Here is a 12,992-nt window from a genome sequence, read left to right as displayed (position 1 = left end):
TTTTATTTCAAAGTAATCAAGAAAGCATCTTCATTTCGTATTACTCCAATTAAATCCGTATTTGCCGTTTGTGAAATTTTCTCAGCTATCCGATTCGGTATTTGAATATTAAAATCAGATACAGCAATTGGAAAATCAGAATGAATCTGTATTCCCTCATTCACTCTTTTCAAATAAGCTTTCACTTCAATTTCCTTTGACTTACCACGAACAGTCAATTTACCCTTTATTACATATTCTTTTTCAGTTTCATTGATATCCTTCAAATCAAATTTTGCAATTTTACCTTTAAAAACCGCTTTAGGATAGCGATTACTTTCCATATAATTATCGTTAAAATGTTCTTGCATCAAGTCCAGTTTAAAACGAAAATCTTTGACAACAACGGTACAGATGAAAACGCTTGTTTTAGGTTCCAAAACAATCGCAACAGATCTATTAACTGCTTTTACTTCCTCAAATAAAGGCACTGAAGCCTCAAAATTTACAGTTGCCGTATTGGTCGTAAATTTTTCCTGAGCAAATAAAGAAAATGCAGAAAAAAGCAGGATTAATAATGTAGTTCTTTTCATAATCGTCAGCAATTAAACAATTATGTCATTCGGTTTTTTTTAGTGGGGATTAACTAAAAAAAGAATCTGATTTTTTTTAAAAAATCGAATGGCAATACTCCGTGAAATTTTAGTAACTTATCTATACTTAAAGTTACGAAATTTTCTAGCTATTAGTTGCTGCAATATGCTAAATATTTGTGAAATGTTTTACTGGTGTAAAATGTAAAATGTTGTTTGTGAAATGCTTTCTAAACTATTTTATTTCAGTACAAATCTCCACTAAAAATCCATCCAGATCCCTAACGTAAGCCACAACTTGCCCCCAAGGCTTTGCAGTTGGTTCTTTTACCAGCACTGCTCCAAAAGAAGTCGCTTTTTGAACCAACTCCGGAACATCATCAGTTATAAAACCAATTTCAATGGCAAAAGGTTTATTTTCTAAGCTACTTTCAACAAAACCATCTTTTAAATTTTCGCCTGCCAGTTTCTTTGATGCAAACGAAAGTGTCGTTTCACCTGTAATTAATTCACCATAATCATTGCCCGGTGCGATAAATTTTCTTGAAAAACCAAATACATTTTCATAAAATACAATTGACTCTTCTACATTTTCTACATATAAAATTGTATATCCAAATTTTACCATTTTGATCTGATCTAAATTAAACTTTCCCCTTTAACTAATTTCTAAAAGTACATTATATTGATCAAGACTTGCCAAATCTTCAATCGAATTTACTTTGGCAATTTTTTCATGTTCCTGAAATTCCTTTTTGGCTTCATTATGTTTAATTGCTTTTCTAAAACGACGAACCTCTTCTAAATTCGACAAAATAAGTCCGGGTACTTGCACGCTTTTACCTTCTTTATCTTTGGCAACCATTGTAAAATAAGACGAATTACAATGTTTAACAGCACCTGTCTGAATATTTTCTGCTTCAACGCGAATTCCAACCACCATCGAACTTCTACCCACATAATTAACAGAGGCTTTCATGGTAACCAATTCTCCCACTTCAATTGGTTTTAAAAAATTTACTGTATCAACTGAAGCAGTCACACAATAGTTCCCAGAAAATTTTGAGGCCGAAGCAAAAGCAATCTGATCCAGTAATTGAAGAATATAACCTCCATGAATTTTTCCGCTAAAGTTGGTGTGCGAAGGCAACATTAATTCGGAAATACTTATTTTCGATGAAGAAACGGATTTGAAATCTGCAGTCATATAATTGTGGTATTATTTAGTAGGTAAATATTTTAGTTTAGTAGCTGAGTTTCATCTGTATTTGAAGCTCTGGCAATAATATTTTCAGGAAGCGACTTTTTAGCCTTTGCTCCCATTTTCTTTAATTTTTCGACACTCGAAATCAGGTTTCCTTTTCCGTCTACCAATTTATTCATGGCACTGTCGTACTCATTTTTGGTGTCTTTTATTTTATTTCCAATTCTAACTAAATCAGCAACAAAACCTTCGAATTTATCGTATAAAGCTCCGGCTTGTCTTGCAATTTCAAAAGCATTTTCCTGCTGCTTCTGATTGGCCCACATACTGTCAATCGTTCTTAAAGTTGCCAGTAATGTGCTTGGCGTTACAATTACAATATTTCGGTCAAATGCTTTATTATATAAGGCTGAATCTTCATTTAATGCAATTGCAAATGCCGGCTCAATAGGAATAAAGAGCAAAACAAAATCAGGGCTTTCAATTTGATATAAATCGTGATAATTTTTATTTCCGAGTTGTTCTACGTGTCTTTTAATAGAATTGACGTGTTCTTTTAAATAATCAATTTTCAGAATTTCAGATTCTTCATTGATCCATTTTTCATAGGCAACCAAAGAAACTTTAGAATCTACAATCATTTTTTTGCCATCCGGCAGGTTGATAACGACATCCGGAAAAACACGAGCTCCTTCGCTGTTTGTAAAACTTTGCTGTACTTCGTATTCCCGTCCTTTCTCTAAACCTGATTTTTCTAAAACACGTTCCAAAACCAATTCTCCCCAATTACCCTGCATTTTACTATCCCCTTTTAACGCTTTGGTAAGATTCAACGTTTCCTTGCTCATTTGGGCATTCATTTCGCTTAAACCAACAATCTGCTGACGCAAGGCTGCATGATAATCGATACTTTCTTTGTGTGTTTGTTCTACCTTTTTCTCAAATCCCTGAATTTTATCCTGCAAGGGCAACAAGATGTTCTTCATATTCACACTGTTCTGTTCCGTAAATTTAGCCGATTTTTCTTCTAGGATTTTGTTGGCTAAATTTTCAAACTCTTTGGTGAATTTTTCCTGAAGTTCTGTGATTTCTGCTTTTTGCTCTTTATGGCGTTCCCACAAATTTTCAAAATCTACTTCTTTTTTAGAAAGCTGAATTGCCAGGCTATCTTTTTCAGTTCGGATACTTTCTTTTTCTGCATTATTTAATTGAAGTAACTTCTCAAAATTTCTTTTCTCACTTTCAAACTGTTCCTTTTGCAATTGCAATTGATTCGTATTGGCGTTTAATCTTTCTTCCAAACTGACCTTTTCTGATTGAAATCTAGCAGAAAACAACATTTTTCCTAAGTAAATCCCAAGAAATAAAGCCACAATAAAAGCCAATAAAAACGGAAGAAAATCAAACATAACTAAGTTCTTTTTTACGTAAAAGTACGCAATAATACGTAGTACTTAATTTTTAAAATTAAAATTTCACGAATTATTATCAATCTTAAATTAAACCAACATTCTCAAACAAAATATAGCTAAAAAAATAACTCCGTACGCAACCATTTAAAAAAAGCACATCTACTAAGTATAAACTATTAAAAATATTACCATGAAAAAATTAATGTTAAGCTTGTTCATAGCTTTTGGATTTAGTGCCTGTTCCCTTAGTAATGATGATCTTAATGTAGATTGCGGAGCAAGCTCAGATGTATCTTTTACAGGATTTCCACTATTATGCAATTATGCAGTAAAAACTTTACCAACTAATCCTTCTGCAATTGTAGTAAGCTCAACTGAAAAAATGGAGTACTACTTTACAAAACACGAAAATACTTGTACAGTTGCAAGTGATCCTAATATCGATTTTACTCAAAAATTCTTAGTTGGAATTTTTGCTGGAGCAAAACCTACAAGTGGTTATGCTATAAAAATTACAAATATTGTAGAAAACAACTGTCAGATGGTTATTAATTTTTACGAAAAAGGGCCACAAGCGGGAGAAACAATATCATCTTCTCCAACTTTTCCGTCAGATTTTATTTTGATACCAAGAACATCAAAACCAATCATTTTTAACAGAACAACAGAGACTTCTGACAACGTCGTAATTGGAAGCTACAACGATAAATGTACAGGAGCTGATTGTCAAAAATTCTTTCAGATAAACAATTACAATATCCAAAAATTCCTAAATGTAGTAGCTGGTAAGTATGATTTCAACCAATATAAATACTCTACAGTAACAAAAAGAGACGATTATACTTTATTCTTGAGTAAAGTACCAACCGAAATTTTAAACTTAAAAGGACAGACTAAAACATACGGAACACCAGGTTCAGCAGAGCAGGGAGGTATTTATTTCCAGTTGACCCAAGGTTCAGTAGTTACTAAAATTTTCATTGACCCAAACGATACTGCTGATCAAAGTTCAGAAGTAAAACTATTCAAAAAAACTATTCAGGATAAAATTACAAGTTTAAAATAATAAGATTACATTTTCAACTGACTTCTACGCCAATAAACGATGTAGGAATTTGAATAATATTCAGGTTAACCCAAAAAAGTATTGTTTTCCTGAAAACCAGACTACGGCCTGATTCTCTTGAAGACAATACTTATATCATTGAAAATACTGATAATCAAAACTTAACAATCGTTAAAATTAAACATATACTGCGCGTAGTATTTATAAAAGGTAGCTTTTTAAGTTTATAAAAACTATTTTTGCAAAACCAAATAAAACCATTTTTGAAAGACGATTTAGAAAAATATATTCGACAATGCATGCAAAATGACAGAGATGGACAGCTGAAAATTTATCAGTTGTTCTCTCCTGTCTTGTATGGTATTTGCCTGAAATATATGAAAAATGAAGATGATGCCAAAGATGTTTTCCAGGAAGCATTTGTAATTGTTTTTCAAAAAATAAGCCAGTACAAATTTGAAGGAAGTTTTGAAGGCTGGTTAAAACGTATTTTCATAAATAAACTTATCGAAACTTTAAATAAAAAGAAAAAAGAAAGTTTCTTTTTGGATGTTTTTGATCCTGACACTGATTTTATTGAGGAAGAAGAATTAGAGTCGATTCCGATAGAACACGAAAAACTGTTAGAATATATTCAGGATTTACCCGATCAGTATCGAACCGTTTTTAACTTATATGTTTTTGAAAAGATGAAACACAAAGACATAGCCGAATTATTAAAAATATCAGAAGGAACATCAAAATCAAATTTAAACCGGGCGAAAGGGATTTTGCAGAAAAGGATTTTGAGCATAAAAAAAAATTTTAAAATAGCATGAAAAAGCAGAATATAGAAGATATTTTTTCATCAATGGAAAACTTTTCAAGTATTCCGCCTCCTGAATTGTGGGCAAACATTGAAGAAAAACTGGACCAACCTAAAAAGAAAAAGAGAGCTATTCTTTGGTGGTCAGCAGCGGCATGCCTGTTATTGGGCTTGTTATTGCCTTCTGTTTTATATTTTAGCTCAAATAATGGAATCCAGACTATTACTAATGGTACCGGAGGAAATAACAGTGTTGTTATAGATGAGAATAAAAAAAATCTTAATACTACCAGAACAATTTCTACAGAAGAAAACAGCACCGAAAAGCAATCTGAAATTGTAGAAAGTTCTTCTGAAGAAAGTTCAAAAAACACCCCTAATAATACTGAAGAAAATCAAACAAAAGAAACCGCAGTTGCTCATGCTGATTCTAAAAATGATGCCGGGACTTCAAGCGTAAAATTAAATTCAGGAAAAATAAATGTAAACCAGACCGTTGCTGAACAAACAAGAATTTCTGAAAAAGAAAACCAAGTCATTTCAACTTTTTCGAAGAATAAAAATTTAAATTCTCAAAAGAGAAATGGAAATCAAGCCGTAGCTGAAAAAACGTATACGATTGGAAATCAAAATCAATTCAATTCTTTTTCAAAAAACCAAGGCTTTGGCCCTGAAAAAAGACAGGCAAATCAAGCTGTAGCGGAAAAAACTTTTAAGACCGGAAAACAAAATCAGTTTAATTCGTTCTCAAAAAATCAGCTACCAACTTCTATTTTTGAAAATCAATCGAATTCAACTTCAGCCAGTCTAGCTTTAGGAACTTCAAAATCAGATTCAAACAATAAACAAATAGCAGCAATTGCCAACAAAAAAGAAGCTGTACCAACAACAACTATTAAAACAGAAAAAGCGTTAGCTGATAATTCAAAAAGCAATTCAAAATTTAATACTGTTTTGAGCAAACAAGATTCTGTTCAATTAGCAGAACTTCAAAATTTAGAAAAAGGTATAACTCCTGAAGTTAAAAAAGGAAATGAAAAAAAATCAAAAAATGCCTCAACAGCTGAAAAATGGGCTCTTGAAGTTTTTGCAGGAATCGCCAATTCTGAAAACTATAAAAATGAAAAAACTTTAGGCAACGCAAACGACTCCAAACAAAGCAGTACGTACGGTGTTAAAACTAAATATAAAATCAATAAAAAATGGGCAGTTGGTTCTGGTATCAAAATCAACGAATTAGGCCAGAGTGTTGCTAATGTTTCTTATATAAAAACAGCCAACAATGCTTTCCTTACAACTGGTGATTATTTTATAAAAAACCCTACTGTTCCACAAATCGCAAGTAGCGAAGGCTATGTATTGGTTTCTAATTCAACTAAAAATGCATTGACCAGCAATAATGTTCAGAGTGGAAATTTAGATCAAAGCTTACGATATGTAGAGATGCCATTAGAAGTTTCCTATGCTGTTTTTTCTAAAAACAAAGCTTCTATTAGTTTAAACACAGGAGGTTTTGTAGGAAAACTAATTTCTAACAATGTTGCTATAGACGGAAATTCACTGGGAGAAAATATAAACGCGAATGATTTTGTATACGGCTCTACATTAAGCAGCACGCTACAATATCGTATTTACAAAAAAACAAATGTTTTTGTAGAACCAGCCATGAATTATTACGTAAATCCATTGAACAGTCAATCTTTTAATCAGTTTCAATGGGGCTTAAATTTCGGATTAAATGTTTCATTTTAAATAAAAAAACAATATATTTAACACCCAAAAACCTACACACCCCCTAAACCTACAATAATTTTGAAAACAAGCTTAAAAGCGAGTCTTCACAAAATGATCGTAAAAAACCATTGGACAAATCACAAATCTATACCCCGAGATTTGCTTTTGACAAAAGAACTGGTTTATGATTGTTTTGATTTTGACTGTTCGCAACCACAGCAGGAAAGTGAAAGCATTGATTATAATGCCTACCGTTTTTATCTCAATGAAAAATTTATTTGTTACCGTGAAGCCAAAATTACTCCCACAAAAACGGGTCAATTTGTGACTTTATGGAAACGAAGCAGATTAGGAACTATTGAGCCTTTTGATTCCTCTGATTTAATCGATTTTGTCTTCATCAGTGTTAGAAAAGGAAATCTTTTTGGTCAGTTTATTTTCCCAAAAGCAGTGTTATTAGAAAAAGAAATCTTTTCGACAGCAGCTAAAGATGGAAAAAGAGCCTTCAGAGTTTATCCTCCATGGGACGAAACGACAAACAGACAAGCCCAAAAAACACAGCGTTGGCAATTGGATTACTTTTTCGAAATAGCTCCAAAACCCGATTTTGATACTTTTAAAAAATTACTGGATTACTAGCATAAAAAACGGCTGTCATAAATAGACAGCCGTTTTTTATTCCATTTGATTGCTAATTTTAAACAGCAGTATAGCCACCATCAGCAATAATATAGCTTCCTGTTGTAAAAGATGATTTTTCAGAGCTTAGAAATACAACTAATTCGGCAATTTCTTCGGAAGTTCCTAATCGGTTCATTGGTGCTTTTGCAGCAATAGCCTCCATCATATCTTTATTCAAATTATCTTTTAGTAAAGCAGTTTCTATGTAACCGGGGCCAACGGCATTGCAACGAATGTTTTTTAATGCATATTCGGCAGCAATATTTTTTGTCAATCCCACAACTCCGTGTTTAGAAGCGGTATAGGCCGGACTAAGTGGGGCGGCAACCTGCCCATGAATCGAAGCGATATTAACAATGCTGCCTCCACCGTTTTTTTCCATTTGCTCTAACTGATAGCGACAAGCGTAAAAAACGCCGCTTAAATTCAATGCAATTACCTTATCCCATGCTTCTGGTTCATATTCTCCCGTTGGTTTCGCAGGGCCACCCATTCCGGCATTATTGCACGCAATGTCAAACCGTCCGTATTTTGAAACGGTTACTTCAACCATATGTTTGTTATCAATCGCACTCGATGAATCACCTTTTACAAAAAAAGCTTCTCCACCACTTTCCTTTATTGCTTTTACGGTTTCTTCACCATGTTCTACATTTATATCTGAAAGTACTACTTTTGCTCCTTCACGAGCGTAAGCTTCTGCCACTGCACGTCCAATTCCTGAACCTCCACCGGAAACAAAAGCAACTTTGTTTTCTAAAAGTGCCATATTCTTAAAATTTAAATTTGTTGCCACAATTTACGAAGATCCTGATGGCTTATGCGATCAAAAAGGAAGTTTAGAATAAGATTAACGCAGTATGCTAATCAAATGTTATTTCCGGAAAAATCGGATCATTTCTGCGAAAAAATCATTATTTAGAAGAATAGAAATTATTCATCCAGTTTCATATTTCCTCTATCTTCATGACTTTCCGGATTTGAATTAGGATAACGATTTGGAGTAACATCTGAATTACGATCTTTATTCTCAACTGTTTTTTTAGCTTCTTCTTCTGTCGAGACACCACGATTGGCATTTGGATTATCCGGATTGATTTGCTTTGAAGTTTCTTCAATTTTTTCATTTACATTTCTAGCTCGGTCTACGATTTCTTTATTTCCATCTGTATCTGCTACGACTTCTTTTTTCAATTCTGATTCATGTAATTCAGTATCGTGCGAAACATTTTTTCCTTTAGAATCGTCTATATTTTTTTGAGCTCCATTTATCTTTTTTGAGCCTAGATTATTATTTTCCATGACATTGTGTTTTTTCATTACTACATAATAGTACGAATTTTCGCTTTTAAAACTAAGTCATTTAACATAGCTTTTGGATTCTAAAAAATTATTTTCATTCTTATCCTATAGTTTGCAACAGTATAATTATCAAAATAATAGTAAATTAGTATTGAAGTTTAATATTTCATAAATCGCTTTTTAAAGCATTACTAGAATCAGGAATTATGAATTTTTTCAAAACAAAAACGAGTTGGTCAAATGCTGAGTTTATCCTAATAAAACTTTGCATCGCTTCTGCCTATATTTTAATTGGAAGTTATTTTCACGATTTCTTTAAGGATTATTATACTCCGTTATTAATCTTATTTGGTATAACTGTGATTTGGTTTGTGGCTTTATGGCTGAAGAAAATGAAAACCGAACTTAAGGATTAATTGGAAATACTCCTGAAACAAAACTATCTTTGCATAAAAATTACAATATGCATCAACATTTCATTCTTTTTAAACCTTACGGCTATTTAAGCCAATTTATTTACGAACTAAAAAGAAAGAAAAAGCTTTTGGGTGAATTATATAATTTTCCTGAAGGAACGATGGCAATTGGCCGTCTGGACGAAGATTCTGAAGGATTGCTTTTGCTAACGACAGACGGAAAAGTAAGCGAGCTGATAAGAAGCAAAAAAGTCGACAAAGAATATTATGTACAAGTTGATGGCGTAATAACTCCAGAAGCAATTGAAGAACTGCAAAAAGGAGTCGAAATTGGTTTTGATGGCGGAAAATACAAAACCAAACCTTGCAAAGCTTTTATTGTTACTGAAATTCCTGATTTTGGACCAAGAGCAAAGAAGATTAGAGATGAACGTCATGGTCCAACTTCGTGGGCTTCAATCACTATAAATGAAGGAAAGTTTCGCCAGGTTCGTAAAATGACTGCAGCGGTTGGTTTTCCGACTTTAAGACTGGTTCGCGTTCGAATAGGAAATGTATATTTGCAAAACTTAAAAGCTGGTGAAGTTTTGGAAGTTTCCGATTTTAAATTAGATAATTAGAAAATGTGTCAATTAGATAATTATTAAAAGCTTGAAACTCTTAACCTATAATTCATAACTCTTAACTCAAAAAAATGCTAAACGTTGTTCTTGTAGAACCTGAAATACCAAATAATACTGGAAACATTGGACGCTTATGTGTAGGAACTGAAAGTCGCTTACATTTAATTCATCCTTTCGGATTTGTGATTAACGATAAAAATCTGAAACGTTCCGGTTTGGATTATTGGGTGCATCTTGACGTTACCGAATATCAAAATATAGAAGAATGGATTCAGCAGATTCCGGATCAGTCGCGTGTTTTCTTGATGAGTTCGCATGCTGATAAATCCTACTTGGAAAATGATTTTCAGGATGGAGACTGGTTGGTTTTCGGAAAAGAAAGTGTTGGTTTAAGCAAAGAAGTTTTAGCTCGTTTCGAAAATCATTTAACGATTCCGATGTCGAAATTAATTCGAAGTTTTAATATTGCTAATTCTGTTGCTTTTGTGGTTGGTGAGGCTAAGAGACAGATTGGGTTGAAGAAAATTTAAGATTATAATTATAAGCTCCAGAGGAGCGTTATGTTTATAGCCCAATATTAAATCACCACTTGGAGCTCCAGCGGAGCGATATCTTAATTTTTGAATTTGAAAAATAAATATTTCACCCCTACAGGGTTGTATTAAACGTAAATTAACATTTCTATAAATATGACGTCCCGCTGGGACTTAGAACCTCTAAGTAATCACAAACTTCCCCTTCTCAGCATCAAAAATAATATGTTCGTCTTTGAACAAAGTTTCAAAACTTCCTTTTGAGATTAAATTACAAGGTTCATCCTGCACCACAAATTCTGGCGTCATGATGATCATTTCATCGCTTAACTGAATTGCCAAATCGATATCGTGAGTCGAAAACAAAATGCATTTCTGCGTTTCTTTTGTTAGCTTTTTTAGCAATTTAAAAAGTGAAACTTTATGTAGTAAATCAAGATGTGTTGTCGGTTCATCCAAAATAATCAAAGGCGTATCTTGTGCCAAAGCTCTCGCAATTAAAACCTTTTGTAATTGTCCGTCACTGATTTCAAAGTGTCTTTTTTGAGCCAAATGTTCAATTTGAGTCAACGCCATTGCTTCCTGAACTTTCTCTATATCTTCTGAGGTTAAAGTCCCAATCCAATTGGTATAAGGTTGTCTTCCTAACGCCACTAATTCAAAAACAGAAAGATTACTTGGTGGTAATTTTTCAGTTAAAACCAAACTTAAATTCTGCGCTAAATCTAACGGATTGTAAGCAGCTATGTTTTTTTCATTCAGGAAAACATTCCCTCCTAATGGATGCTGTATTCCGGTTAGAGTTCGTAACAAAGTAGATTTCCCTATTCCGTTTGCGCCAATTAATGAAATGAGTTTTCCTGAATTTAAACTCAAATTTAAATTTTCTGCAATAGTCACAATTGCTTTCTTGGACTTGTAGCCAATGCTTAGATTTGATGTGCTTAGTATGGTTTTCATTGTGGGGCTACTTTTTAAACACATAGAGAACATAGTTTTCTTTCTTTATGTGGAATAGTTGATTTTAAAATTTACTTGTAAATTAACACATAGCGTATGTTGCTAAAACTTTGGCAATAATTTGAAATATTCATTTACAAGGTTTTTTGGCCTTCTTTAAAAATATTATGGCAATTAAAGTTAACTATAATTCCTTTTGGAGCCTTTGATAGTTTCATATAAGTTAATAATTGTGATTCATGAATTGGACTTATTTCAGAAACCGTTTTTAATTCTACAACCAAACAATTTTCAACAAATAAGTCACATCTTAAATCTGCAGTCAATTCTTTATTTTTATAAATCAGCGGTACTTTCATTTCAGAGAAAAAATTCAATTTCCTATGTTGTAATTCTTCCTTCAAACATTGATGATAAACATTTTCTAATAATCCTTTTCCAATTATTTTATGTACTTCAATACAAGCACCAATTACATTATAAGTTAGTTCATCTAAATATTTTTGAGTAACCATTTAATATTAGTTAAAATAGAAACTCATTTTAATTTTCACTTCGCTATGTTTTTTGAGGAAAAGTGAAACGCCTTTTTTAAGGTTATAAAACTATGTCTCTATGTGTTTAAAAAACTAAGATATTAAATATTTGTAAGTTTTTACTGAAAACTTCTTTTTCTTATTAATAACCAAATGACAACCGGCGCGCCAATTATAGACGTAATTGCATTTATAGGAAGGGTAACATCAAATCCTGGCATTTGAGAAACTATATCACAGAATAATACAATAATAGCTCCATAAAGCAATGTACTCCAAAACAGAATCATATGATTACTGGTTTGAAAAGTTAGTTTTGCTATATGAGGAACTGCCAGACCAATAAAAGCAATCGGGCCTGCAAACGCAGTTATACTTCCGGCTAAAATACTGGTTGCAAAAATAATGATCAAACGTGCTTTTCTTAAATTCAATCCCATACTTCTTGCATAATTTTCACCCACCAGCAATGCATTCAAAGGTTTTATGCTTCCCGCACTTAAAACTAAACCAAAAAATACGCTGGCTGATAAAACAGTTATTGATTTCCAGGAAAGATTTCCAAGATTCCCTAACGACCAAAAAGTAAATTTCTGTAATTGTTCTGCAGTACTAAAATAAGTTAAAACACTAACAATTGCCGTCGTAAAACTTCCAAACATTAGTCCAACGATCAAGATTGCCATCGTGTCACGTAAGCGTTGTGAAACTACTAAAACCAACAATAAAACAAGTGTACTTCCTATAGTCGAAGCCAAAACAATTCCGTATGATGATAACGCAATAACTTTTAAAAAAGACGGCAAAAATCCGGCACCCAGAATTACAAAGGCTACACCCAGACTTGCGCCTGAACTTAATCCCAAAACATAAGGTCCTGCAAGCGGATTTCTAAACAATGTTTGCATTAATAAACCACTGATTGAAAGTCCGGTTCCAACTAAAATTGCTGTAATTGCTTTTGGCAAACGGTAGTTTATAATAATATATTCCCAAGTTGATTTGCTTGCCTGGCCTCCGGTTAAACTTGCATATACATCTCTAAACGGAATATTTACCGAACCTAAACTAAGGCTCGCAAAAAACATCAAAAGAAGTCCTAAACCCAGAACGATAAATAAAATGGTATTTCGTTTTTTGTTTGCCAA

At 32.9% G+C, this 12,992-nt stretch carries 16 protein-coding genes; 7 read left to right on the top strand and 9 right to left on the bottom strand.

What is annotated here, in order from left to right:
• Positions 1–2: 2 nt before the first annotated feature.
• The 4 genes from IRZ99_RS17220 to rmuC all read right to left on the bottom strand — a co-directional run bounded on the left by IRZ99_RS17220 (position 3) and on the right by rmuC (position 3,185).
• Positions 3–572: a YceI family protein gene (locus tag IRZ99_RS17220; RefSeq protein ID WP_194658432.1), complete on the bottom strand. Its 570-nt coding sequence runs from the start codon at positions 570–572 to the stop codon at positions 3–5.
• A 235-nt stretch (positions 573–807) separates the two neighbouring features.
• Complete coding sequence (locus IRZ99_RS17215; protein ID WP_194658431.1) at positions 808–1,200, bottom strand: VOC family protein; 393 nt, start codon at positions 1,198–1,200, stop codon at positions 808–810.
• A 30-nt stretch (positions 1,201–1,230) separates the two neighbouring features.
• The gene (locus tag IRZ99_RS17210) at positions 1,231–1,779 is read right to left on the bottom strand and encodes an acyl-CoA thioesterase (RefSeq protein ID WP_026984070.1); all 549 of its coding nucleotides are present in this window, start codon (positions 1,777–1,779) and stop codon (positions 1,231–1,233) included.
• A 32-nt stretch (positions 1,780–1,811) separates the two neighbouring features.
• A complete protein-coding gene (gene rmuC / locus IRZ99_RS17205; RefSeq protein ID WP_194658430.1) occupies positions 1,812–3,185 on the bottom strand; it encodes a DNA recombination protein RmuC in 1,374 nt (457 codons plus the stop codon).
• A gap of 193 nt (positions 3,186–3,378) precedes the next feature.
• Between rmuC and IRZ99_RS17200 the strand changes: the two genes are divergently transcribed.
• The 4 genes from IRZ99_RS17200 (at position 3,379) to IRZ99_RS17185 (ending at position 7,432) form a co-directional block, all read left to right on the top strand.
• Complete coding sequence (locus IRZ99_RS17200; RefSeq protein ID WP_194658429.1) at positions 3,379–4,254, top strand: protease complex subunit PrcB family protein; 876 nt, start codon at positions 3,379–3,381, stop codon at positions 4,252–4,254.
• Positions 4,255–4,517: 263 nt separating this feature from the next.
• Positions 4,518–5,072 (top strand): RNA polymerase sigma factor, encoded by a 555-nt coding sequence (locus IRZ99_RS17195; RefSeq protein ID WP_194658428.1) that lies wholly within the window; start codon positions 4,518–4,520, stop codon positions 5,070–5,072.
• On the top strand, positions 5,069–6,811 hold the full coding sequence (locus IRZ99_RS17190) for a hypothetical protein (RefSeq protein ID WP_194658427.1): 1,743 nt from the start codon (positions 5,069–5,071) through the stop codon (positions 6,809–6,811). The genes IRZ99_RS17195 and IRZ99_RS17190 overlap by 4 nt, the downstream gene beginning before the upstream one ends.
• 60 nt (positions 6,812–6,871) lie before the next feature.
• The gene (locus IRZ99_RS17185) at positions 6,872–7,432 is read left to right on the top strand and encodes a MepB family protein (RefSeq protein ID WP_370527670.1); all 561 of its coding nucleotides are present in this window, start codon (positions 6,872–6,874) and stop codon (positions 7,430–7,432) included.
• A 58-nt stretch (positions 7,433–7,490) separates the two neighbouring features.
• On the opposite strand, the gene IRZ99_RS17180 is transcribed toward IRZ99_RS17185, so the two are convergent.
• On the bottom strand, positions 7,491–8,243 hold the full coding sequence (locus IRZ99_RS17180; protein WP_194658426.1) for an SDR family NAD(P)-dependent oxidoreductase: 753 nt from the start codon (positions 8,241–8,243) through the stop codon (positions 7,491–7,493).
• Between the two features lie 164 nt (positions 8,244–8,407).
• On the bottom strand, positions 8,408–8,776 hold the full coding sequence (locus IRZ99_RS17175; protein WP_194658425.1) for a hypothetical protein: 369 nt from the start codon (positions 8,774–8,776) through the stop codon (positions 8,408–8,410).
• A gap of 206 nt (positions 8,777–8,982) precedes the next feature.
• Here IRZ99_RS17175 and IRZ99_RS17170 point away from each other — a divergent pair, with 206 nt between their 5' ends.
• From IRZ99_RS17170 to IRZ99_RS17160, 3 genes are all read left to right on the top strand, one after another.
• Entirely contained in the window at positions 8,983–9,192 is a 210-nt protein-coding gene (locus tag IRZ99_RS17170; RefSeq protein WP_194658424.1) for a hypothetical protein, read from the top strand.
• Between the two features lie 47 nt (positions 9,193–9,239).
• Positions 9,240–9,812: a pseudouridine synthase gene (locus IRZ99_RS17165; protein ID WP_194658423.1), complete on the top strand. Its 573-nt coding sequence runs from the start codon at positions 9,240–9,242 to the stop codon at positions 9,810–9,812.
• Between the two features lie 74 nt (positions 9,813–9,886).
• A complete protein-coding gene (locus IRZ99_RS17160; RefSeq protein WP_194658422.1) occupies positions 9,887–10,345 on the top strand; it encodes a tRNA (cytidine(34)-2'-O)-methyltransferase in 459 nt (152 codons plus the stop codon).
• A 186-nt stretch (positions 10,346–10,531) separates the two neighbouring features.
• Here the strand turns inward: IRZ99_RS17160 and IRZ99_RS17155 are convergent, their stop codons facing one another.
• From IRZ99_RS17155 to IRZ99_RS17145, 3 genes are all read right to left on the bottom strand, one after another.
• Complete coding sequence (locus IRZ99_RS17155; RefSeq protein WP_194658421.1) at positions 10,532–11,308, bottom strand: ABC transporter ATP-binding protein; 777 nt, start codon at positions 11,306–11,308, stop codon at positions 10,532–10,534.
• 134 nt (positions 11,309–11,442) lie between these two features.
• Positions 11,443–11,823 carry a GxxExxY protein gene (locus IRZ99_RS17150; protein ID WP_194658420.1) on the bottom strand — a complete coding sequence of 127 codons (381 nt, stop codon included), beginning with the start codon at positions 11,821–11,823 and terminating at the stop codon, positions 11,443–11,445.
• A 140-nt stretch (positions 11,824–11,963) separates the two neighbouring features.
• Entirely contained in the window at positions 11,964–12,992 is a 1,029-nt protein-coding gene (locus IRZ99_RS17145) for an iron chelate uptake ABC transporter family permease subunit (protein ID WP_370527669.1), read from the bottom strand.

Source organism: Flavobacterium sp. LC2016-12 (assembly GCF_015351595.1).
Classification (GTDB): domain Bacteria; phylum Bacteroidota; class Bacteroidia; order Flavobacteriales; family Flavobacteriaceae; genus Flavobacterium.
Note: the sequence above shows the minus strand (reverse complement) of the source record. Positions and strands in the feature narration are given on the sequence as shown.